This window comes from Streptomyces africanus, from assembly GCF_002150735.1.
Classification (GTDB): domain Bacteria; phylum Actinomycetota; class Actinomycetes; order Streptomycetales; family Streptomycetaceae; genus Streptomyces; species Streptomyces africanus.
In genome coordinates, this window is sequence record NZ_MUKA01000182.1 from 1 (window position 1) to 21,306 (window position 21,306).

Annotated in this window: 20 protein-coding genes; 10 read left to right on the top strand and 10 right to left on the bottom strand. The window is 72.5% G+C overall.

What is annotated here, in order from left to right; genetic code table 11:
* Nucleotides 1–978, bottom strand: a 978-nt coding sequence (locus CCL05_RS21930) for a CaiB/BaiF CoA transferase family protein (RefSeq protein ID WP_086562201.1), incomplete at its 3' end; no start/stop codon positions are given.
* A gap of 218 nt (nucleotides 979–1,196) precedes the next feature.
* Here CCL05_RS21930 and CCL05_RS21935 point away from each other — a divergent pair.
* Nucleotides 1,197–2,375 (top strand): saccharopine dehydrogenase family protein, encoded by a 1,179-nt coding sequence (locus tag CCL05_RS21935; protein ID WP_086562189.1) that lies wholly within the window; start codon nucleotides 1,197–1,199, stop codon nucleotides 2,373–2,375.
* A 17-nt stretch (nucleotides 2,376–2,392) separates the two neighbouring features.
* On the opposite strand, the gene mmpA is transcribed toward CCL05_RS21935, so the two are convergent.
* Nucleotides 2,393–2,539 carry a morphogenic membrane protein MmpA gene (mmpA, locus tag CCL05_RS45275; RefSeq protein WP_010042861.1) on the bottom strand — a complete coding sequence of 49 codons (147 nt, stop codon included), beginning with the start codon at nucleotides 2,537–2,539 and terminating at the stop codon, nucleotides 2,393–2,395.
* A 180-nt stretch (nucleotides 2,540–2,719) separates the two neighbouring features.
* On the opposite strand from mmpA, the gene CCL05_RS21945 reads away from it, so the two are divergent.
* Nucleotides 2,720–2,914 (top strand): hypothetical protein, encoded by a 195-nt coding sequence (locus CCL05_RS21945; RefSeq protein WP_107400499.1) that lies wholly within the window; start codon nucleotides 2,720–2,722, stop codon nucleotides 2,912–2,914.
* Here the strand turns inward: CCL05_RS21945 and CCL05_RS21950 are convergent.
* From CCL05_RS21950 to CCL05_RS21960, 3 genes are all read right to left on the bottom strand, one after another.
* Nucleotides 2,902–3,597: an endonuclease V gene (locus CCL05_RS21950; RefSeq protein WP_208641590.1), complete on the bottom strand. Its 696-nt coding sequence runs from the start codon at nucleotides 3,595–3,597 to the stop codon at nucleotides 2,902–2,904. The genes CCL05_RS21945 and CCL05_RS21950 overlap by 13 nt on opposite strands.
* Nucleotides 3,598–3,720: 123 nt before the next feature.
* Entirely contained in the window at nucleotides 3,721–4,044 is a 324-nt protein-coding gene (locus CCL05_RS21955) for a hypothetical protein (RefSeq protein ID WP_010042867.1), read from the bottom strand.
* A 70-nt stretch (nucleotides 4,045–4,114) separates the two neighbouring features.
* Nucleotides 4,115–5,209 (bottom strand): WD40/YVTN/BNR-like repeat-containing protein, encoded by a 1,095-nt coding sequence (locus CCL05_RS21960; protein WP_244204350.1) that lies wholly within the window; start codon nucleotides 5,207–5,209, stop codon nucleotides 4,115–4,117.
* 266 nt (nucleotides 5,210–5,475) lie between these two features.
* Between CCL05_RS21960 and ssgD the strand changes: the two genes are divergently transcribed.
* On the top strand, nucleotides 5,476–5,892 hold the full coding sequence (gene ssgD / locus CCL05_RS21965) for a spore wall synthesis regulator SsgD (RefSeq protein ID WP_020271762.1): 417 nt from the start codon (nucleotides 5,476–5,478) through the stop codon (nucleotides 5,890–5,892).
* A 66-nt stretch (nucleotides 5,893–5,958) separates the two neighbouring features.
* On the opposite strand, the gene CCL05_RS21970 is transcribed toward ssgD, so the two are convergent.
* Nucleotides 5,959–6,606, bottom strand: a complete 648-nt coding sequence (locus CCL05_RS21970) for a GOLPH3/VPS74 family protein (protein ID WP_086562192.1) — start codon at nucleotides 6,604–6,606, stop codon at nucleotides 5,959–5,961.
* Nucleotides 6,607–6,901: 295 nt separating this feature from the next.
* On the opposite strand from CCL05_RS21970, the gene CCL05_RS21975 reads away from it, so the two are divergent.
* Nucleotides 6,902–8,527, top strand: coding sequence for an ABC-F family ATP-binding cassette domain-containing protein (locus CCL05_RS21975; RefSeq protein ID WP_086562193.1), 1,626 nt, complete (start codon nucleotides 6,902–6,904; stop codon nucleotides 8,525–8,527).
* 10 nt (nucleotides 8,528–8,537) lie between these two features.
* The gene (locus CCL05_RS21980) at nucleotides 8,538–10,829 is read left to right on the top strand and encodes an ATP-binding cassette domain-containing protein (RefSeq protein ID WP_086562194.1); all 2,292 of its coding nucleotides are present in this window, start codon (nucleotides 8,538–8,540) and stop codon (nucleotides 10,827–10,829) included.
* On the opposite strand, the gene CCL05_RS44050 is transcribed toward CCL05_RS21980, so the two are convergent.
* On the bottom strand, nucleotides 10,813–10,962 hold the full coding sequence (locus CCL05_RS44050; RefSeq protein WP_208641591.1) for a hypothetical protein: 150 nt from the start codon (nucleotides 10,960–10,962) through the stop codon (nucleotides 10,813–10,815). The two genes, CCL05_RS21980 and CCL05_RS44050, sit on opposite strands and share 17 nt — an antisense overlap.
* Before the next feature lie 181 nt (nucleotides 10,963–11,143).
* On the opposite strand from CCL05_RS44050, the gene CCL05_RS21985 reads away from it, so the two are divergent.
* The 3 genes from CCL05_RS21985 to CCL05_RS21995 all read left to right on the top strand — a co-directional run bounded on the left by CCL05_RS21985 (nucleotide 11,144) and on the right by CCL05_RS21995 (nucleotide 16,808).
* Nucleotides 11,144–13,528, top strand: a complete 2,385-nt coding sequence (locus CCL05_RS21985; protein WP_086562195.1) for an Orn/Lys/Arg family decarboxylase — start codon at nucleotides 11,144–11,146, stop codon at nucleotides 13,526–13,528.
* A gap of 1,325 nt (nucleotides 13,529–14,853) precedes the next feature.
* On the top strand, nucleotides 14,854–15,630 hold the full coding sequence (gene ddaH, locus CCL05_RS21990; RefSeq protein ID WP_086562196.1) for a dimethylargininase: 777 nt from the start codon (nucleotides 14,854–14,856) through the stop codon (nucleotides 15,628–15,630).
* A gap of 191 nt (nucleotides 15,631–15,821) precedes the next feature.
* Complete coding sequence (locus CCL05_RS21995; RefSeq protein ID WP_086562197.1) at nucleotides 15,822–16,808, top strand: acyl-ACP desaturase; 987 nt, start codon at nucleotides 15,822–15,824, stop codon at nucleotides 16,806–16,808.
* Between the two features lie 115 nt (nucleotides 16,809–16,923).
* Here CCL05_RS21995 and CCL05_RS22000 read toward each other — a convergent pair whose 3' ends face one another.
* Nucleotides 16,924–17,169 carry a WhiB family transcriptional regulator gene (locus tag CCL05_RS22000; protein WP_010042893.1) on the bottom strand — a complete coding sequence of 82 codons (246 nt, stop codon included), beginning with the start codon at nucleotides 17,167–17,169 and terminating at the stop codon, nucleotides 16,924–16,926.
* A gap of 246 nt (nucleotides 17,170–17,415) precedes the next feature.
* On the opposite strand from CCL05_RS22000, the gene CCL05_RS22005 reads away from it, so the two are divergent.
* Nucleotides 17,416–18,198, top strand: a complete 783-nt coding sequence (locus CCL05_RS22005; protein ID WP_086562198.1) for a VOC family protein — start codon at nucleotides 17,416–17,418, stop codon at nucleotides 18,196–18,198.
* Between the two features lie 15 nt (nucleotides 18,199–18,213).
* Here CCL05_RS22005 and CCL05_RS22010 read toward each other — a convergent pair whose 3' ends face one another.
* Nucleotides 18,214–19,251 (bottom strand): LacI family DNA-binding transcriptional regulator, encoded by a 1,038-nt coding sequence (locus CCL05_RS22010; protein ID WP_086562199.1) that lies wholly within the window; start codon nucleotides 19,249–19,251, stop codon nucleotides 18,214–18,216.
* An 83-nt stretch (nucleotides 19,252–19,334) separates the two neighbouring features.
* Nucleotides 19,335–20,324 (bottom strand): multicopper oxidase domain-containing protein, encoded by a 990-nt coding sequence (locus CCL05_RS22015; RefSeq protein WP_086562200.1) that lies wholly within the window; start codon nucleotides 20,322–20,324, stop codon nucleotides 19,335–19,337.
* A 189-nt stretch (nucleotides 20,325–20,513) separates the two neighbouring features.
* Between CCL05_RS22015 and CCL05_RS22020 the strand changes: the two genes are divergently transcribed.
* On the top strand, nucleotides 20,514–21,306 hold a 793-nt coding region (locus CCL05_RS22020; protein ID WP_208641592.1), incomplete at its 3' end, for a ThuA domain-containing protein.

A 21,306-nucleotide genomic window follows, 5' to 3' on the forward strand; every position in this document is an offset into this window, starting at 1 on the left:
GCCGCGGGCGGCCAGGTGCGGGTGGTGCGGGGCCTCGCGCAGCGACAGCACAGGCGCCACGCACGCGTCGGTGCCGTCGAAGACGGCCGTCCACTCGTCCCTGGTCCGGGTCTTGAAACGGGCGGCGACCTGTTCGCGCAGTTCACTCCACCGGGTGACGTCCTTGCGGGCGGCGGCCTGGTCCTCGATGCCGAGGAGGGCGAGGAACTCCGCGTAGAACCGCGGCTCCAGGGCGCCGACGGCCATGTACCGGCCGTCGGCCGTCTCGTACGTCCCGTAGTACGGGCAGCCGCCGTCCAGGAGGTTGGCGCCGCGGCGGTCCTGCCAGCCGCCGGCGGCGAGCATGCCGTGGATCATCGTGGCGAGGTGGGAGACGCCGTCGACGATGGCGGCGTCGACGACCTGGCCGGTGCCGGTCGCCCGTGCGTGGTGCAGGGCGGCGAGGACGCCCACGACGAGGTAGAGGGAGCCGCCCGCGTAGTCGCCGAGCAGGTTGGCCGGGACCGGCGGCGGCTCGTCCGGGCGGCCGACCATGCCGAGCGTGCCGGTGGGGGCGAGGTACGCGATGTCGTGCCCGGCGCGGTCGGCGAGCGGGCCGTCCTGGCCCCAGCCGGTCATCCGGCCGTAGACGAGGGCCGGGTTGCGGGCGTGGCAGGGCTCGGGGCCGACGCCGAGGCGCTCGGCGACACCGGGGCGGTAGCCCTCGACCAGGACGTCGGCGCGGGCGGCCAGGTCGAGCACCTGGTCCGGCCCGCCCGGGGCCTTCAGGTCCACGACCACCGAGCGCTTGTTGCGGTTGGTGACGTCGTAGGCCGGGTCGATCGCGAGGCCGGGGCCGCCGGGGCGGTCCACGCGCACGACGTCGGCGCCGAGGTCGGCCAGGAGCATGGCGGCGAACGGGCCGGGCCCGATGCCGGCCAGCTCGACGACGCGCACGCCGGTGAGCGGGCCCTGTCCTGGCGTCCTTGCCGTGGCCATCCAGCCCCCAGTGCTGTGACACAACCGATGTAACACCAGCGATGCTAAGAACACGTTCCACTCTTCACAAGAGCTGAACGAGCAAGCGCTTAGCAATCTGCCCGACGGGTCGGCTCCCGTCCAGTTCGGCCGTCAGCCGGGCCCGTCGTCGCGCTCCGCACTCCTCACGCTAGCCTCGGCCACCGACAGCGGCACGGGCTGCACGACCGAGGGGTGTCATGAGCAGGCTGAAAACGACGGACCGTCCGTACGACATCGTGCTCTTCGGAGCCACGAGTTTCGCCGGAGCGCTCACCGCGGAGTACCTCGCGGCCCACGCGCCCGAGGGGCTGCGGTGGGCGATCGCGGGCCGCAGCGCGGAGAAGCTGGAGCGGCTGCGGGAGCGGCTGCCCGGCGGCGCGGAGCCCGGGGTACTGCGGGCGGACGTATCCGACCCGGCGTCGGTGCGCGCCCTCGCCGAGCAGGCGCGTGTGGTGGCCACGACGGTCGGCCCGTACGTGACGTACGGCGAGGAGCTCGTCGCCGCCTGCGCGGACACCGGGACCGACTACCTCGACCTCTGCGGCGAGCCCGAGTTCGTGGACCTGATGTACGTCAAGCACGACGCACGCGCGCGGGAGACCGGGGCACGGCTGGTGCACGCCGCCGGCTTCGACTCGATCCCGCACGACCTGGGCGTGTACTTCACCGTGCAGCAGCTCCCGCAGGACGTGCCGCTGACCGTGGAGGGCTTCGTGACCGCCGACGCGGCGTTCTCGGGCGGGACCTTCGCCTCCGCCCTCAACCAGTTCGCGCGGCAGCGGGAGATGGCGGCGGCCGCACGGGACCGGCGGCGGCACGAGCCGCGGCTGGTGGGCCGGCGGGCGTCGGCGCCGGCGGGTGCGCCGCGGTTCGCCAAGGAGGTGGGCGCGTGGGCGCTGCCGATGCCGACGATCGACCCGCAGATCGTACGGCGGTCGGCGTCGGCCCTAGACCGGTACGGACCCGACTTCCGCTACCGGCAGTACGCGGCCGTCCGGCGCCTGCCCGTCGCGGTGGGCGGGGTCGCGGCCGTCGGCGCACTGGTGGCGGCGGCCCAGGTACCGCCGGCGCGGCGCTGGTTGTCGGGCCGGCTCAGGCCCGGGGACGGTCCGAGCCCCGAGAAGCGGGCGAAGAGCTGGTTCTCCCTGCGCTTCGTGGGCGAGGGCGGCGGCCGGCGGGTGTTCACGGAGGTCTCGGGCGGCGATCCCGGGTACGACGAGACGGCGAAGATGCTCGCCGAGTCGGCGCTGTGCCTGGGCTTCGACGACCTTCCGAAGACCGCCGGGCAGGTCACCACGGCGGTGGCGATGGGCGACGCGCTGATCGGCCGGCTGCGCGCGGCGGGCATCCGCTTCCGCGTCGCGTCGGCCCGCTGAAGGGCCTGCTGAAGGTCCTACAGCGGCCACTCGGCGATGGTGTAGATCATCCCGGCGATCCAGCCGAGCCCCGCCAGCACGGCGAGGATCAGCCCTATGGTGACGGCCCGCTCGACGGTCTGGGTCGGGCCGGCAACAGGCTTGGGGGCGCGGTGCGTCGTCATGCGCCCCAGCCTGCCGACGGGGGTGGGTGCGGGGCATCCGTACAGGTACTCAGAGCCGGTACTCAGATCTGAGCCCCGCCCTGCACAGGCCCCTCCCCCCGGTTTGAGACTTTCCGCCTTCCGCTCCTGGCGACAGCTCGAAAAACTGCCAAGAAGGAGTTCAATGAAACCATTGAAGGCATGAAGTTCCTTCTCGAAGTCACCATGGACGACGCGGCGTTGGCCGAGGACCCGGCGGGCGAGCTGGGCCGGATCCTCAGGTACTGGGGCGGCAATCTGCGCCACTACGCGCTCAAGCCCGGTGACGGGTCGGTCATCTACGACTCGGAGTACCGCGAGGTGGGCCGCTGGAGCGTGGCCGATCAGGGGGAATAGGTTTCCCGCAGCGCCTTCCGGCAGAGCGCGTCCGCCCTGCGCGTGGTTTCCGGGAGGCGGTACTCGGGGGTCAGCGCGAGGGTGTGGGCGCAGGCGTTCGAAAGAGTCACCCGGTGGCCGACGGAGACGAAGACCGGCTTCACGCCGTGGCGCGTGCGCAGGGCGCGGCCGACCTCCTCGGCGCCGGCGAGCAGGGCCGACGTACTGCCGCGCCGGGCGTCCGGGTCGTCGTAGGTGAAGGTGAACGGGTTCTTGGCGACGCCGATCGTGGGCAGGCCGGTCAGGACGCCGAGGTGGCTGGCGAGGCCGAAGCGGCGGGGGTGGGCGAGGCCATAGCCGTCGCAGACGACCAGGCCGGGCGGGCACGACAGGGCGTCGAGGGCGGCGAGGACCGCGGGGATCTCGCGGAAGGCGAGCAGTCCGGGCACGTAGGGGAAGGAGACCGGGCCCACCGCCGTGGCCTCGGCGACGACGTCGAGGCTGGAGGCGTCCAGGACGACCGCGGCCGCCGCGACGACATCGCGCTCGTCGTCGTAGGCGACGTCGACCCCCGTCACACGGCCCGTTCCGGGCGGCGGCCCCGGTTCGTCGAGGATCACGCGCTCGCGCAGTCGGTCCTGGACGGCGCGGGCCTGTTCCTCGGTGGCGGGCCAGCCCTCGGGGGTGCGAACGGTCGTCGTCATGATGCCCCTGAGCCTAGGGGCTGCTGCTCCTCGGGGCTGCCGGGAACCCTGCGCTGCCGAGCCTCCGGGCAGCGCGAAGGCCGGCGGGACCCGGGAGTCCGCCGGCCTTCGGGGGCGTGCGGACTACTTGCCCAGCGCGCGCTGGAGCTGGCTCTTGTTCATGTTGGAACGGCCCTCGACGCCGCGGCGCTTGGCCTCCTGGTACAGCTGGTCGTAGGTGGGGCCCTGGGAGCCCTGGCCCGACCGCTGGCCCCCGCGCTTGCCGGACGACATGTCCTTCGTCGAGGTGCGGCTGGCCGTCTTCGACTCGCCGGAGCGGGCGCGTTCCTTGTTGACCGTCCGCGAGGCGATCTCCTTGGCGCGGCCGGTGCTCTCGCCCCGGTCCTGCGCGCTCTTCTTGATGTGCTCGTACTGGCGCTCCCGCTTGGAGCTCGAACCGCGTGGCATGACCGCTCACTTCCTTTCGCCTTCAGTGAACGAGTACCCACACTGCCAACAATCAGGGCATACCGCGCGCTCAATGCTCCAGGCGGGCAACCCGCCCCTTCTCGCCGGCGGCCCAGCACCCTTGGTCCGGGGTGCAGTCGACGGTGTCGTAGGAGCCGGTGTCGACCGTGCGCCAGGTGCGGCCGGAGTCCGTGGTGAGGTCGGTGCCGGTGGGGCCGACGGCGAGGGCGGCGGTGCGGCGGTGCGGGAGCCAGGCGGCGCCGGAGCGGTAGGCGGGCGGGGGCGTGCCGGCGGGGCGCCAGGTGCGGCCGCCGTCGCCGGTGTGCGCGGCGGCGTTCGGCGAGGGCCGGCCGGGGGTGAAGTCGCCGCCGACGGCGAGACCATGGGCGCGGTCGCGGAAGGCCAGCGCGAAGACACCGCGGGCCGGGTCGCCCGCCGGGAGGGGCGCGGCGGTGGCCGTCCAGGTGCGTCCCCGGTCGGCGGAGTGCAGCACGCGCGCCTGCGCGGCCCCGCCGGTGGCGAGCCAGACGTCCTTCGGGCCGGAGCTGACCAGACACTGGCCGCTCGCGGCGAATCCGGCCTCGCCCTCCTGCGCGGCCGGCATGCCCTCGCTCGGCAGCACCTTCCACGACCGGCCGCCGTCGCCGGTCGACAGGATGCGGAACTTCCCGTCCACCGGGTCGCTCATCGCGAGGCCGTGGCGGTGGTCGAAGAAGGTGAGGCAGTCGTAGAAGGCCTTCGGGTCGGTGTTGCGGAAGGACTCCGTCCAGGTGGCCCCGCCGTCGTCGGTGCGGTACACGCGGGACGCCTCGCCCTCGCCGATGGCCAGGACCACGGCCCGGCGCGCGTCGAACGCCTCGACGTCCCGGAACTGCAACTCCGCCGCGCCCGGCGGCGAGACGTCTCGCCAGGTGGTGCCGCCGTCGGTGGTGCGCAGGACCGTGCCGCCGGTCCCGGCGAGCCAGGCGGTGTTCCGGCTGACGGCGGCCAGGCCGCGGAACCGTACGTCCGGGGTGCCGGTGTCCTTGAGTTCCCAGTGCGGCACCCGGCGCTCCGGCTCGTGCGCCTGCGCCGGTACGGCGGTCAGGGCCGCGAGTGCGGCCAGTGCCGCCGCGCCCGTCGCCACTCCGGTCGCCCTGCTCCGTGTCCGTCCCGTCCGTCGCATGCTCCCCAAGCGCCTCATGGCCGGCGAAGCTAGCCCACCCCCGGGGCGCCGTCCAGATGGCCTCGCCCGTGCTCCCGGGTGCCCGGGTGGGTGCCACAAGTGCCCTGCGGGGCACAGGAGGAGAGTCACGTCACTCCCGTGCATGAACGCGGTGACAGAGGTCACTCGCTTCGTGTGCACGGATTGGCTGATTCCGTCGTCTCTTCCAGTGCCCGGCCTCATCCGCCCGGAAGTGTCCCGTCCAGCCGTCACAAGGGAGCAAGGCGTTGTCCATCGTCATCGAGCAGCCCGTGGAGGCCCGCCTCGTCGCCGCCGCGCCGCGTATGCCGAGCATTCCCGCGACGCTCCACTACGACCGACGTGATCCGTTCGCCGTCCGTATGACCTTCCCGGCCCCGGCCACGCTGGAGGGCGTCGAGGTCTGCTGGACCTTCTCCCGCGAGCTGCTCGCCGCGGGCCTCAAGAACGCCGAGGGCCACGGCGACGTGCGGGTGCGGCCGTACGGGTACGACCGCACGGTGCTGGAGTTCCACGCCCCCGAGGGCACGGCCGTCGTGCACGTCCGTTCCGGTGAGGTGCGCCGGTTCCTGGAGGCCACGAGCGAACTGGTGCCGGTCGGTCTGGAACACCTCCAGCTGGATCTGGACCACGACCTGGCGGAGTTGATGCGGGACGCGTGCTGAGCTGACGCGCGCCGAGTGATCCCCCGGGTCGACGGCCCCGGGGCAGGGATCCGGCGCGGACGTGGGTCAGGGCAGAGCCGTCACCGTCGCGGCCAGGGCCGTGCGGATCTCGCCGACGATCTCCCCGAGCCCGGGCGCCGATGCCACGGCGCGCTCCGCCAGTTCCCGCACGCGCCGCTCGTGAGCTCCGGCGCCCTCTCCGGGGACCAGTTCCGCCGAGGCGGCCAGCGTCGCGACCGCCGCGTCCCGCTCGGAGACCTGGGCGACCGGCCGCGGCCCCCGGAGCGTCCGGCACGTCTCCTCCCGCAGCGCCTCCGCGGCGGCGACGCGCTCCAGCGCGTACTCCACGGACGGGAACACCCCGAGGACCCGCTTCCTCTCCGCCCGCAGATACCCCTGGGCCACCAGCTGCTCCCGCACCGCGTCGAGGGTCACCCGCGACCGCAGCGTCACCCAGGTCCGCCAGCGGTGCGGGCAGGACTCGCGGACGAGTTCCAGCAGCCCGTCGAGGACCGCGTCACCCGTGCGGGAGTCGAGGTCGACCGGCGTGGCGATGCCGTCCTCGTCGACGAGCAGGCCGTGCCGGACCAGCTCGGTGAGGGCACCGGCCCGTACCGGGCCCGACAACTGGGCGGTGCCGGTGCCCGGCGGCCGCGCGGGGGCCCAGGCCAGCAGGCAGAGCCGGGCCGGCAGCGAGAGCGGGCCGTCGGGCACGGGGGCCTCCTCGGGGCGGGAGATCGGGTCTCACGTTAATCCGTTGACAGGCCCGACACCCCCTCGTACGTTGTTCAGGTCCTGTTGCCGCCGATTGGAGAAGGACGTTGCTCGTCTGAGGTCCTGAGACACCGCGTCACCCACCTCTGGTGTGTGCGCTGCGTGCGACCTCGGCGTTCGAGCCGTCCTCCGGTGCAGGGCTTCATCTCTGTCCCTGGAGTCCTCCTCCCTGGTCGCAGGTGTCTCGATACGCGTTTGCCCCTGACCACATCAAGCAACCGCGAAAGAGGCCCGCATGCCTACTTCCATCACCGTCACCTCCCTCGCCTTCGCCTGGCCCGACGGCACCCCTGTCTTCGAGGGCCTCGACGTGGCCTTCGGTCCGGGCCGGACCGGCCTGGTCGGCGTCAACGGGTCCGGGAAGTCCACCCTGTTGAAGCTCATCGCCGGTGAACTCGCCCCCGCCGACGGCACCGTCCGCGTGGCCGGCGAGGTCGGGTACCTCCCGCAGAACGTCACGCTCGACACCACCCTGCGCGTCGACGAGGCGCTCGGCATCGCCGGCCGGCGGGCCGCCCTGCACGCCATCGAGGCGGGCGACGTCTCCGAGGCGCACTTCGAGACCGTCGGCGACGACTGGGACGTCGAGGAGCGCGCCCTGGCCACCCTCGGTGAACTCGGCCTCGGCCACGTCGAGTTGGACCGCACCATCGGCGAGGTGTCGGGCGGCGAATCGGTCCTGCTGCGGCTGGCGTCGCTGCTGCTGCGCCGGCCCGACGTGCTGCTGCTGGACGAGCCGACCAACAACCTCGACCTGTACGCCCGCAGGCGGCTGTACGCGGCCGTCGAGTCCTGGCCGGGCGTGATGGTCGTCGTCAGTCACGACCGGGAACTGCTGGACCTCGTCGACCAGATCGCGGACCTGCGCTCCGGGGAGATCAGCTGGTACGGCGGCAACTACTCCGACTACGAGGAGGCCCTCGCGATCGAACAGGACGCCGCCGAGCGCATGGTGCGCGTCGCCGAGGCGGACTTCCGCAAGCAGAAACGCGAACTGGCCGACGCCCAGATGAAACTGGCCCGCCGCAAGCGGTACGGGCAGAAGATGCAGGACCAGAAACGCGAGCCGAAGATCGTCATGGGGGCGCGCAAGCGCGCGGCGCAGGAGTCCGCGGGCAAGCACCGGATCATGCACGAGGAGAAGCTCGCCGAGGCCAGGGAGCGGCTGGACGAGGCGGTGGACGCCGTACGGGACGACGACGAGATCCGTGTCGACCTGCCGTACACGGCCGTGCCGCCGGGCCGTACCGTCCTGACCCTGCTGGATCTCCGGCTCCGGTACGGCGCCCGTGTGGACGGCGGTTTCGACCTGCGCGGACCCGAGCGGGTCGCGCTGATCGGGCGCAACGGCGCGGGCAAGACGACGCTGCTGCGCACCATCAGCGGGGAGCTCGCTCCGGAGTCGGGCGAGGTCACGGCGCACGTCCCACTGCGGTTCCTGCCGCAGCGGCTCGACGTCCTCGACGGGGAGCTGACCGTCGCCGAGAACGTGGCCCGGTTCGCGCCCGGCGCCACCAACAACCGGGTCCGGGCGCGGCTGGCCCGCTTCCTGTTCCGGGGTGCCCGGGCCGACCAGAAGGCGGCGACGCTGTCCGGCGGCGAGCGCTTCCGGGCGGCGCTGGCCGCGCTGATGCTGGCCGAGCCCGCGCCGCAGCTGCTCATGCTGGACGAGCCGACCAACAACCTCGACATGGCGAGCGTGCGGCAGCTGACCACGGCCCTGGAGTCGTACGAGGGGGCGCTGGTCGTGGCCAGTCACGACCTGCCGTTCCTGGAGTCGATCGGCATCACGCGCTGGCTGCTGCTGGAGGAGGGAGAACTGAAGGAAATCACGCCAGAGGCTGTCGGGTTTCCCGCCTAGCGTCGATGGCATGACCGACTTCACGCACGACGTCATCACCCTGACAGGAGCCCGCGAGAACAACCTCAAGGACGTCACCCTGCGCATCCCGAAAGGCCGGCTGACCGTGTTCACCGGCGTTTCGGGGTCGGGGAAGTCGTCCGTCGTCTTCGACACGATCGCGGTGGAGTCGCAGCGCCAGCTGAACGAGACGTACCCGTGGTTCGTCCGCAACCGGCTGCCCAAGTACGAGCGGCCGCACGCGGACGGCCTGGAGGACCTCTCCCCCGCGATCGTCGTCGACCAGCGGCCGGTCGGCGGCCACTCCCGGTCGACCGTCGGCACCATGACGGACATCTACTCGGTGATCCGGGTGCTGTTCTCCCGGCACGGCACCCCGAGCGCCGGGGGAGCGAACGCGTACTCGTTCAACGATCCGTCGGGCATGTGCCCGGAGTGCGACGGCCTCGGCCGGACGGTACGGCCCGACTGGGACCGCATCCTGGATCCGGACCGCTCCCTCGCGGACGGGGCGGTCCGCTTCCCGCCGTTCGCCGCGGGAACTTGGCAGGGCCAGGCGTACACGAACAGCACCGACCTGGACCCGGACAAACCGGTGGGGCGGTTCACCGCCGCCGAGCGCGCGTTCCTGATGCGCGGACGGCCCGGCAGCAAGGTCACCGTCAACGGCAGCGGCGGCACGTGGACCACCGACTACGAGGGGCTGGCCGACCGTTTCGAGCGGCTGTACCTGAAGCGGGACCTGTCGGCCATGAGCCAGAAGACCCGCGACCTGGTCCGGGAGTTCCTGGTGGAGGGCGCCTGCCCGGTCTGCCGGGGAGCCCGGCTCAACGCGGCGGCGCTCGCCACCCGGATCGGCGGCCGGACCATCGCCGACTGCGCACGGATGCAGATCACGGATCTGATCGCCGTACTGAAGGAGATCGACGACCCGGTGGCCGGGCCGATCGCGCGGGCGGCCGTGGCCGCGCTGGAGCGCGTCGAAGCGATCGGCCTCGGCTATCTCAGCCTCGACCGGGAGACATCGACCCTCAGCGGCGGGGAGGGACAGCGGCTGAAGACGGTACGGCACCTCGGCTCCAGCCTGACCGGGATGACCTACATCTTCGACGAGCCGAGTGTCGGGCTGCACCCGCGCGACGTGGGCCGCCTCGGCGAGCTGCTGCTGCGGCTGCGCGACAAGGGCAACACCGTGCTGGTCGTCGAGCACGACCCGGACGTCATCGCGCTGGCGGACCACGTCGTGGACATGGGGCCGGGCGCCGGCGCCGAGGGCGGCCGCGTGGTCTTCGAGGGCACACCGGCCTCACTGGCCGCCTCCGACACCCTCACCGGGCGCTGTCTGCGCCGCCGTACGGCGGTCAAGGAACAGGTCCGGCGGGCCGGCGGCGAGCTGTGGGTCAAGGGCGCCGGCCGGCACAACCTGCGCGACGTGACCGTGCGGTTCCCGGCCGATGTACTCACGGCCGTGACCGGGGTCGCGGGATCCGGGAAGAGCTCCCTGGCCGGGGAGTTCACCGCCGCGCACCCCGATGCCGTGGTCGTCGACCAGTCGTCGATCGGGATCTCGGGCCGGTCCACTCCGGCGACCTACCTGGGGATCATGGACACCGTACGGAAGATCTTCGCCCGCGAGACGGGGGCCGAGGCGGGCCTGTTCAGCTTCAACTCCGGCGGCGCCTGCGGCACCTGCGAGGGCCGCGGCATCATCTACACCGACCTCGCCTTCATGGACCCGGTGACGACGACCTGCCACGACTGCGAGGGGCGGCGCTTCAAGGAGGAGGTGCTGCGGCTGACCGTGCGGGGCAGCTCCATCGCCGACGTCCTGCAGATGACGGCCGAGCAGGCGCTCGCCTTCTTCGACGACACGGGCGTACGACGCCGGCTGCGCGCCCTGCGGGACGTCGGACTGACGTATCTGACGCTCGGCCAGCCCCTCTCCACGCTCTCCGGCGGCGAGCGGCAGCGCATCAAGCTGGCCACGCGGCTGCACCGGACGGGCGCGGTCTACGTGCTCGACGAACCGACGACCGGGCTGCACATGGCGGACGTGGAGGGACTCGTCGCCCTGCTGGACCGGCTGGTCGACACGGGCAACACGGTCGTCGTCGTGGAGCACAACCTGGACGTGGTCGCCCGGGCCGACTGGGTGATCGACCTCGGCCCGGACGGCGGCCGGGACGGCGGCGAGATCGTCTTCGAGGGGACGCCGCGACAGCTCCTGGAGGCGCGGGGATCGTTCACCGGGGAGCACCTGCGGCGGGCCGTCGCGGCATCGGCCGTCACCTCGCCGGTGTGAGCTCCCCGGTGAGCGGGACGCCGGGGAGCGCCGTGTTGCTGACGACCGCCAGGCGCGGGCCGTCCGGGCCGTGCTGCCACTGCCCGCCGACCAGCGGCAGCAGGGCGATGTCGGGGGTCGGTCCCGCGGTCAAGGCGAGGGCGGTCGATCAAGTACTCCGGCGGGAGGCCGGGCGCGGAGGGGCGTTGACGCGTCAAGGTGCGGTCCGCGGCGTGGACCGATGAGGTGGTTTGGCGCTCCGCCGGCCGATCCGGCGTGCGGGCCCGCGAAGACTGGGACGCGGGGGTGGCGCGGGGCCGCCCGGAGGGGGCGACATGACCGACAGCACGGTTCTGGTGGCGGTGGCGGAGCGTCCGGAGGACGGGGGCGCCGCCGCCGGGCAGCTGGCGAGGATCGCCGAGGGGATCCGGGGGCGCGGCTTACGGGTCCGGTGGGTGATGAGCGTCGCGGACGCCGAGGCGGTGCTCAGAACCGAGGCCTCTCTCGCCGCCGCCGTGGTCGCCTGGGATCTGCCGCCCGGGCCGGGGGCCGACGGTGTACCGGGCGGGGCGGCGGTGCTGCGCGGGATCGGGCGCCGCTTCCAGAACCTTCCGGTGTTCCTCGTCATGGCGGACGAGGGGCTGCGCGAACTGCCGTTGTGGGTGTCGCAGGCGGTGGTGGGGTACGTGTGGCCGCTGGAAGACACGCCGGCGTTCATCGCGGGGCGGATCACCACCGCCGCGCGCGGCTACCAGGACGCCCTGCTGCCGCCGTTCTTCAAGGCGCTGCGCCGCTTCGACGACGCGCACGAGTACTCGTGGCACACCCCCGCGCACTCCGGCGGCGTCGCCTTCCTGAAGTCGCCGGTGGGCCGGGCGTTCCACGACTACTTCGGGGAGCGGCTGCTGCGCAGCGACCTGTCGATCTCGGTCGAGGAACTCGGCTCGCTCTTCGAGCACACCGGGCCGATCGGGGAGTCCGAGCGCAACGCCGCGCGGGTCTTCGGCTCCGGCCACACCTACTTCGTGCTGCACGGCGACTCCACCTGCAACCGGGTGGTCGGCCACTTCAGCGTGACCCGCGACGAGATCGCCCTGGTCGACCGCAACTGCCACAAGTCGGTCCTGCACGGCCTGGTCGTCTCCGGCGCCCGGCCGGTGTACCTGGTCCCCACCCGCAACGGCTACGGCCTCGCGGGACCCCTGCCGCCGGCCGAGATCGCGGCGGACTCGGTGGCGGCGCGGATCGCCGCGAACCCGCTGACGAGCGACGCCGTGTCCTCGCGCGCGCAGTACGCGGTGTTCACCAACTCCACGTACGACGGGCTGTGTTACGACGCGGTCGCGGCGGCCCGGGCCTTGGCCGCCGGCACGCCCCGGGTGCACTTCGACGAGGCGTGGTTCGCCTACGCCCGCTTCCACCCGCTGTACACCGGGCGCTACGGCATGTCGGTGGACGAGCAGAGCTTCCCCGGACCCGACCGGCCGACGGTCTTCTCGACCCAGTCGACGCACAAGCTGCTGGCGGCGCTGTCGCAGAGCGCCATGGTGCACGTCCGGCCCGCGCCCCGGGCGCCGGTGGAGCACGAGCGGTTCAACGAGGCGCTGATGATGCACGGCACCACGTCGCCGCTGTATCCGATGATCGCCTCGCTGGACGTGGCCACGGCGATGATGGACGGTCCGCAGGGGCAGTGGCTGATCGACGAGGCGGTGACCGAGGCGGTGCGGTTCCGCCAGGAGATGGTGCGTATCGGCCGGCGGATCGAGGCCGCCGGAGACCGGCCGCCCTGGTTCTTCGGCGTGTGGCAGCCGGCCGAGGTGACCGACCCGGCCGGCGGGAAGCGTCTGCCCTTCGACGAGGCCCCGGCGGATCTGCTGCGGACGGAGCCCTCCTGCTGGCACCTCGAACCCGGAGCGGACTGGCACGGCTTCCCGGGGCTGACCGACGGTTACTGCATGCTCGACCCGATCAAGGTCACCCTGACCTGCCCGGGGATCGGCGCCACGGGTGAGGTGTCCGACTGGGGCATTCCCGCGCGGGTGCTCACCGCGTATCTGGGGACGCGGGGCATCGTCGTCGAGAAGACCGACAGCTACACCACGCTCGTGCTGTTCTCCATGGGCATCACCAAGGGCAAGTGGGGCACGCTGCTGGACGCCCTGATGGACTTCAAGGACCTCTACGACGGCGACGCGCCGCTCGACCGTGTCCTGCCGGCGCTGGTCACCGAGCACCCGCGGCGCTACTCCGGGCTCACTCTGCGCGCACTGTGCCAGGAGATGCACGACCAGCTGCGCGAACTGCGCCTGGTCGAGCTCCTCGACACCGCCTTCCGGGAGCTGCCCGAGCCGGTCGCCCCGCCCCAGCTGTGCTACCAGCGCCTGATCCGCGGCGGCACGGAGCGGATCCGCCTGGCCGACGCGCCCGGCCGGGTCGCCGCGGCCATGGTCACGGTGACGCCGCCCGGCATCCCCGTCCTCATGCCGGGCGAGAGCGTCGGCGCCGCGGACGGCCCTCTGCTGCGGTACCTGACCGCGCTGGAGTCCTTCGACCGCCGCTTCCCCGGCTTCGGCAGCGAGACCCACGGAGTGGTCCGCGACCCCGACACCGGCGACTACCGGATCGAATGCCTCCTCCCCGACACGCCCGAGCGTGCCGACACCCCGACGACACCAGCCCAGCGAACCGCCCCGGAGGGGGCCGAGCCGGTGGGGTGAGCCCGGGCAGCGACGGCTTGACGTTCTTACGCCCGGCCGGGGGCCGGGGCCCGGGACTGGTGCCTGCGGGAACTCCGACCGGACCGCCGACGGCACCGGGGCGGAGCGGCCGGGCGCGGACCCGGGTCGGGCACAGATCCGAGCCGGTGCAGGCCCGGGTCGGGCGCAGACCCGGTCGGGCACAGCCCGGGTCGGGCACAGGCCCGAGCCGAACCGGGCACAGGACCCAGCTGGGCGTGGAGCGGCCGGGCGCGGACCCGAGCTGCGTGCAGGACCCAGCCGGGCGCAGGCCCGAGCCGGGCACAGACACGGGCCGGGCACAGACACGGGCCGGGCACAGACCCGAGCCGAACCGGGCACAGGACCCAGCTGGGCGTGGAGCGGCCGGGCGCGGACCCGAGCTGCGTGCAGGACCCAGCCGGGCGCAGCCCCGAGCCGGACCGGGCACGGGACCCAGCCGGGCGTGGAGCGGCCGGGCGCGGACTCGAGCTGCGTGCAGGACCCAGCCCGGCACAGACACGGGCCGGGCACAGACACGGGCCGGGCACAGACCCGAGCCGGAAGCGGGCACAGGACCCAGCCGGGCGTGGAGCGGCCGGGCGCGGACCCGAGCTGCGTGCAGGACCCAGCCGGGCACAGACCCGAGCCGAACCGGGCACAGGACCCAGCCGGGCGTGGAGCAGCCGGGCGCGGACCCGAGCTGCGTGCAGGACCCAGCCGCGCACAAGCCCGAGCCGGGCACAGACCCGGATCGGGCACAGACCCGAGCCGGACCGGGCACGGGACCCAGCCGGGCGTGGAGCAGCCGAGCGCAGACCCGAGCTGCGTGCAGGACCCAGCCGGGGGCACGCCCGAGCCGGAAGCGGGCCGCCGATGGCGGCGGGAGCCGGGATCGGCCTCGCCCGGTTGCCTCGCTGAGGCCACGACCAGGGGCCGGCCCGATCCGGTGCCACCAGGGCCGACAGCGGACCGGCCTCGGGTCGACGCTCGGCCGGTGCCCGCCGGCCCGGTCCGCTGCCGCCCGGGCCGACAGCGGACCCGCCGGGGATAGGTGCTCGCCCGGCCCGGGTGGGACGGCAGACGCCGCTGACACCGGCCCAAGAACGGCCCACGCCAGGTCCCACCCGCGCCGACAGCAAATCGCCCGGGGCCGGAGGCGGGCACTCACCCCTGCTGCCTGTCAGGGTGCCGGGCCTCCCCCGGGGGTGTCCTCTTCCGGGATCGCCCTGCATGATGGTCGGCCGACGCCCGATGGGTTCCGGCCGGCCCCGGAGGCTTACGTCGGCGCCGTCCAGACACGTCCCATCCGATACGGAGTCACGCTCGTGCCCAGCAAGAAGGCCCTCGTCCGCCGCCCCAGCCCGCGTCTTGCCGAAGGGCTGGTGACACACATCGAGCGGGAGAGGGTCGACGCCGACCTCGCGGTCGAGCAGTGGGAGGCGTACGTGGCGGCCCTGCGCACGCACGGCTGGGAGACCATCGAGGTGGACCCGGCCGACGACTGCCCGGACTCGGTGTTCGTCGAGGACACGGTCGTGATGTACAAGAACGTGGCGCTGATCGCCCGCCCGGGCGCCGAGTCCCGGCGTGACGAGACCGCCGGGGTCGAGGAGGCCGTGGCCGGTCTGGGCTGCTCGGTGAACTGGATCTGGGAGCCGGGCACACTGGAGGGCGGTGACGTACTGAAGATCGGCGACACCGTGTACGTGGGCCGGGGCGGGCGCACCAACGCCGCCGGCGTCCAGCAGCTGCGGGCCGCGTTCGAACCGCTGGGCGCGCGGGTCGTCGCCGTACCGGTCACCAAGGTGCTGCACCTGAAGTCGGCGGTCACGGCGCTGCCGGACGGGACGGTCATCGGGCACATCCCGAAGATGGACGCGCCGTCGCTGTTCGCGCGCTTCCTGCCGGTGCCGGAGGAGGCCGGTTCGCACGTCGTGCTGCTCGGCGGTGACAAACTGCTGATGGCGGCCAGCGCGCCGAAGACGGCGGAGCTGTTCGCGGACCTGGGGTACGAACCGGTCGTCGTGGACATCAGCGAGTTCGAGAAGCTCGAGGGATGTGTGACGTGCCTCTCGGTGCGGCTGCGGGGGCTGTACGCCTGAGGAGGCCGTACGCCCTCGGTCCAGCCCCTCGACCTGTGGCTCCGGGGTCGGTGAGGGCGCGGACGAGCGACACAGCTGATCAGCGGCCTTTACAGCGCCCTTAACCTACGGCATCGTAACCTACGGGAACGTAGCCTACGATGCCGTAGGTTACCGCTCACCGCTCGTACGCATGTCCCCCTGGAGAGTCCATGACGATCACCACTCCCCACCTCGGCAGCCCCGCCGGCGCCTGGACCGACGCTCAGCTGCTGTACGCACTGGAGGAAGTGGTCGAGAAGGAACTCAACCGGCATCTTCAGGTCGCCAAGGACTGGATGCCGCACGAGTACGTGCCCTGGAGCGACGCGCGCAACTTCCCCGGTCTCTTCGAGGACGGCGAGGCCTGGGACAAGGAGCAGTCGAAGGTCACCGAGATCGGCCGCATCGCGCTCGTCGTGAACCTGCTGACCGAGGACAACCTGCCCAGCTACCACCACGAGATCGCCTCGCTCTTCGGCCGCGACGGCGCCTGGGGCACCTGGGTGCACCGCTGGACGGCCGAGGAGGGCCGGCACGGCATCGTGATGCGCGACTACCTGCTCGCCTCGCGCGCGGTGGACCCGGACAAGCTGGAGCAGTTCCGCATGTCCCACATGAGCGAGGGCTTCGAGTCGGACAACCGGCACTCGATGCTGCACTCGATCGCTTACGTCGCCTTCCAGGAGCTGGCCACCCGCATCTCGCACCGCAACACCGGCCACCAGTCCGGCGACCCGGTCTGCGACCGCATGCTGGCCCGCATCGCGACCGACGAGAACCTGCACATGGTCTTCTACCGCAACCTCCTGAAGTCGGCGTTCGAGCTCGCCCCCGACCTGACCATGCAGGCCGTGCGGGACGTGGTCGTGAACTTCCGGATGCCCGGCCACGGCATCCCCGGCTTCGAGCGCGCCGCCGCGCAGATGGCGATCGGCGAGGTCTACAACCTGCGCATCCACCACGACGACGTGCTCCAGCCCGTGCTGCGCTTCCTGAAGATCATGGAGATCGACGGCCTGGGCCCGGAGGGCCTCAAGGCGCAGGAGGAACTCGGCCTGTACCTGGGCGGCCTGGACAGCGAGGCGGCGAAGTTCGACGAGAAGCTGGCCGCGCGCAAGGCCCGTATGGCGGCCCGGGCGGGCGCCGCCGGCGCCTGACGGCCGCCCCGGCCCATCCGGCCCCATGACTGCGAGGCCCCGACCGCCACGAGCGGTCGGGGCCTCGGCGTTGCGCGCCCGCCCGGCCCCCACCCGGCGGGTACGCGCAACACGGCTACCGGGACGTACGCCGCAGTTCCAGCCGCTCCTTCTCCGACAGACCGCCCCAGACACCGAACCGTTCGTCGTTGTCCATCGCGTACTCGAGGCAGGCGTCACGGATCGGGCACAGGCCGCAGATCCGCTTCGCCTCCCGTACCGAACTGCCGGGCTCGGGGAAGAAGAAGTCCGCCCCGGTCTGCGCGCACAACGCTTCCTGCTGCCAGGCGAGTTCGGGCGAGATCATGGTGTCGATGTGCATGCCCAGAAGCGTTCCGGAGGGCGAAAAACGTTCGATCAACGCGGGATCAACACCGCATGGGCGGACCCGAGGCCACCTTGATGGACGCGCCTGCGGCCACCTTCATGGTCACCCGCCGGACCCGCCGGCGCACGGCGGCGCGCGGAAACCCGGCGTCACGCTCCGGCGGCGCTCCGGCGGCGCTTGTCAGTGGCCGGTGCGAGACTCGGCAGAGCAGACGACGGAACCTGTGCGAGGAGACCGACGATGCTCACCACCCGTTATGTGACCGGCGCTCCGAACTGGATCGATCTCGGCACCCCCGACATCGACGGCGCCGCCGCCTTCTACGGCGGCCTGTTCGGCTGGCGGTTCCAGCCGGGCGGGCCCGAGGTCGGCGGGTACGGCCTCTTCCAGCTCGACGGCAGGACCACGGCCGGTGGCATGCAGACCACCCCGGAGCAGGGCCCGCCCTCCTGGACGGTGTACTTCCAGGCCCCGGACGTGGACGCCACGGCTCGGGCGGCCGGCGAGGCGCACGGTTCGGTGCTCATGCAGCCCATGGACGTGCAGGACCTGGGCCGCATGGCGATCCTCGCCGACCAGGCCGGGGTGTCCTTCGGCCTGTGGCAGCCGGGCCGGAACAAGGGCCTGGACGTCGTCCGGGAGCCGGGCTCGCTGTGCTGGCTGGAGCTGTACACGGCGGACGTCCCGGCCGCCGCCGCCTTCTACCACTCCGTGCTCGGCCTGGAGACCGTCGGCGTCGACTTCTCCGGCGCCGCCTACACCACCCTCGTCCCGCCCGGAGAGAGCGAGGACGCCATGTTCGGCGGCCTCGTCCCCCTGGCCGACGCGGCCGAGGAGGAGGCCCACTGGCTGCCGTACTTCGAGGTCACCGACCCGGACGCCACCGTCGCCCGGGCCGGGGAACTGGGCGGCACGGTCCGGATGCCCGCCACGGACCTGCCGGACGTGGGCCGCCTCGCCAAGCTCACGGACCCGTACGGGGCGCGGTTCGCGGTGGTCCGCAGTGAACCGCAGCCGGGCTGAGGCACCTGAGCGGGACTACGCGGACGCCCGCCGCACCAGCGTCGTCGGGAGGACGACGCCGGCGGGCGTGTCGCCGACGCCCTCCTGAGGAGTGCCGCGGTCGAGCCCCCGCAGCAGCAGGCGGGCCATCAGGCGGCCCATCTCCTCGATGTCCTGACGGACCGTCGTCAGGGGCGGATCGGTCTGTTCCGCGACGGGCAGCATGTCGTCGAAGCCGATCACGGCGACGTCGTCGGGGACCCGCCGCCCGGCCTCGCGCAGGACACGCAGCGCCCCCGAGGCGGTGAGGTCGTTGGCGGCGAACACCGCGTCCAGGTCCGGGCAGCGGCCGAGGAGTTCGCGCATCGCCCGCTCGCCCCCGGCCGGGGTGAAGTCGGCCTCGGCGATCAGCCGCGGGTCGGCGTCCGCCATGACGTCCCGGTAGCCGTCGAGCCGGTCCACGGCGGACGTCTGGTCGAGGGCGCCGGTGATGTGCGCGATCCGGGTGCGGCCGAGGCCGGCCAGGTGGCGGACGGCGGCGCGGGCACCGCCGCGGTTGTCGCTGTCGACGTACACCACGCCGCGCCGGTCTCCGCTCCAGCCGGGCCGTCCGCCGAAGACGGTCGGGACGCCGGCCCGCTGGATCAGTTCCGGCAGCGGGTCGTCGAGGTGCAGGGAGAAGACGAGCGCCCCGTCGACATGCCCGCCGGCGAGGTACCGGCCGACCCGGGTGTGGTCGTCCCGGCCCTCCGTGAGCAGCAGCACGAGCTGGTTGTCGTGGGCGGTGAGTTCCTTGCTGATGCCGCGCAGCTGGAGCGCGAAGAACGGGTCGGCGAACACACGGGTCTCCGGTTCGGCGACGACGACCGCGATCGCGTCGTGCCGCCGGGTCACCAGGCTGCGGGCCGCCTGGTTGGGCACGTACCCGAGCTCCTCCACCGCCTTGCGGACCCGCTCGGCGAGGATGTCCCTGACCCCGTCCCCGCCGTTGACCACGCGCGAGACGGTGGCCCGCGAGACACCGGCCCGGGCGGCCACGGCCTCCAGCGTGGGACGCGGCGCTGTGTCGGTCACTTCGGGGCTCCTCACCTGGGGGTGCGGATCAGGATAGCCCCGGGCGCGCAGACGGTGAGAGCGCTCTCGCGCCCACGCGAGTGTCAGTGCGCGTGCTCTCCCTGCTGGTCCTGCCCGGAGTGATCACCTCCGTGCTCGTGCGGGTCGTAGCCGGGAATCGTGCCGTCCGGCTTCTTCACCAGGAACAGTCCCACCATCCCCATGTCGGAGTGGCTCTGGACATGGCAGTGGTACATCCAGGCGCCGGCGCCGACCCCCTCCCCCGCGATCACCTGGAAGCCGAACGAGTCGGCCGGGCCCGTGATCTTGTTGTCGATGACCTGGCTGGGATCGTCGGGGCCGGTCAGCATGCCGGTGCGGTTGTCCGCCCAGCGGTGACCGTGCATGTGGAACGTGTGGTAGAACTCGCCGTGCGTGATCACGATGAACTCGACGCGATCACCCACCGTGGCCTCGAAGTTCGGCCCGGAGTGCGGCGGCCTGTTGTTGATGAGCATGTCGTTGAAGACGACCGTGTGCGTCCGGTCCGGCAGGACGTCGCCCTTGCGGCGGACGATGACCGGGCCGAACAGGCCCTTCTGGAGCCCCTGCGTGCCGTGGTCGGTGCCGACGACGTGGTCGTGGTAGTGCCAGTAACCCGCGCTGCCCGCCCGCCAGGTGCCGTCCTTGCGGCGGCCGGGGGCGTGGGTGCGCCAGGTGTAGGTGCGGGTGCCGCCCGGCTCGACATGACTGCGGTTCAGCTTCGTGCCGTCGCTGGTGATCTCGTAGTCCAGGCCGTGGACGTGCAGGCTCACCGCCACGTCCATGGTGTTCTCGAACTCGATGTGCAGCGTGTCGCCCTCGTTGAGCTCGATGAGCGGGCCGGGGACGGTCGCCTTGCCCTTCTCCAGGCCGTAGCCCATCTGCCCGTCGGCGAGCTTCTCGGCGTAGAGCTTGATGCGCTTCACCTCGCCCCCGGCCGGTGCCGTCTTCGCCGGTCCGTCCGCGCTGACGGCCTCCGGCGCCACGGACAACGAGGTCGCGACGGCGGCGCTGCCCAGCAGGACCCGCCGGTTGAAGCTGCGTCTGTCCATGCGGAACTCCCCACCCTGGTAAGGCTTTTCCGGAGACGTACCTGTGATGAACCTGTGAGACGGTACCGGCCGCGCTCCCGTTTATCCACACTCAAGACAAAGTTGGGGCCATCCCGGTCATAGGTATTGGCGAGACAGGCAAAGGGGTTTAGCTTCCTTGGCGGTGTTGCTGTGACCGAGGAGGTGCCCATGCACTTACGAGGGTTGAGCAAGGGAAGACGTGTCTGGGCGGCCTCCATGGCCGCCGGAGTCGTGACCGCCGGCCTGCTGTCGGGGCCCGCCCACGCGGGCCCGTACCCGGAACCCCCGCTGACAACGATGTCGATCAAGTCGCCGCCGGGCGGCGCGAATGTACGGGTGCTGATCTTCCACGGTTCCGCGGCGGCTGGAGAGGAGTCCCCGGTCGTGAACGCCGGGATCGAGGCCATCGAGGACATCGGGCTGTCGGGACCGGCGAACCGCCGTTTCAAGGTCCAGGCCACCGACGACGCCTCGGTGTTCACCGACGAGACAAAACTCGGCCGCTTCAACGCGATCGTGTTCCTGACCGGCGGGGGCGACGTCCTCGACGCGGAGCAGGAGGCGGGCCTGGAGGCCTACATGGAGGCCGGCGGCGGCTTCGTCGGCATTCACGACGCGGCGCGCGCGGAGCCGTACTCGGACTGGTTCACCGGACTGGTGGGGGCCCGACCGGCCGCGTCGAGCCCGGCGGCCGTCCAGCGGGCGACCGTCGAGGTCGGCGACCGCCGGCATCCGGCCACCAAGGACCTGCCGGTGCAGTGGAAGCGCCCCGACACGTGGCTGAACTGGGTGAAGAACCCGTCGGGTGACGTCCACACGGTGGCGCGGGTCCGGGAGTCGACGTATCAGCCGGGGGCGGGCGCCAACGGCTGGGATCATCCCGTGAGTTGGTGCCGTGACTACGACGGCGGACGCTCCTTCTACACCGGCATGGGCGGCACGGTCTCGTCGTACGACGAGA

Bases quoted from the DNA above. Each gene is read 5' to 3' on its own strand.
- CCL05_RS21935 (WP_086562189.1), top strand. From the start codon at position 1,197: ATGAGCAGGCTGAAAACGACGGACCGTCCGTACGACATCGTGCTCTTC.
- mmpA (WP_010042861.1), bottom strand. From the start codon at position 2,539: ATGACGACGCACCGCGCCCCCAAGCCTGTTGCCGGCCCGACCCAGACC.
- CCL05_RS21945 (WP_107400499.1), top strand. From the start codon at position 2,720: ATGAAGTTCCTTCTCGAAGTCACCATGGACGACGCGGCGTTGGCCGAG.
- CCL05_RS21950 (WP_208641590.1), bottom strand. From the start codon at position 3,597: ATGACGACGACCGTTCGCACCCCCGAGGGCTGGCCCGCCACCGAGGAA.
- CCL05_RS21955 (WP_010042867.1), bottom strand. From the start codon at position 4,044: ATGCCACGCGGTTCGAGCTCCAAGCGGGAGCGCCAGTACGAGCACATC.
- CCL05_RS21960 (WP_244204350.1), bottom strand. From the start codon at position 5,209: ATGCGACGGACGGGACGGACACGGAGCAGGGCGACCGGAGTGGCGACG.
- CCL05_RS21975 (WP_086562193.1), top strand. From the start codon at position 6,902: ATGCCTACTTCCATCACCGTCACCTCCCTCGCCTTCGCCTGGCCCGAC.
- CCL05_RS21980 (WP_086562194.1), top strand. From the start codon at position 8,538: ATGACCGACTTCACGCACGACGTCATCACCCTGACAGGAGCCCGCGAG.
- CCL05_RS21985 (WP_086562195.1), top strand. From the start codon at position 11,144: ATGACCGACAGCACGGTTCTGGTGGCGGTGGCGGAGCGTCCGGAGGAC.
- CCL05_RS21995 (WP_086562197.1), top strand. From the start codon at position 15,822: ATGACGATCACCACTCCCCACCTCGGCAGCCCCGCCGGCGCCTGGACC.
- CCL05_RS22000 (WP_010042893.1), bottom strand. From the start codon at position 17,169: ATGCACATCGACACCATGATCTCGCCCGAACTCGCCTGGCAGCAGGAA.
- CCL05_RS22005 (WP_086562198.1), top strand. From the start codon at position 17,416: ATGCTCACCACCCGTTATGTGACCGGCGCTCCGAACTGGATCGATCTC.
- CCL05_RS22015 (WP_086562200.1), bottom strand. From the start codon at position 20,324: ATGGACAGACGCAGCTTCAACCGGCGGGTCCTGCTGGGCAGCGCCGCC.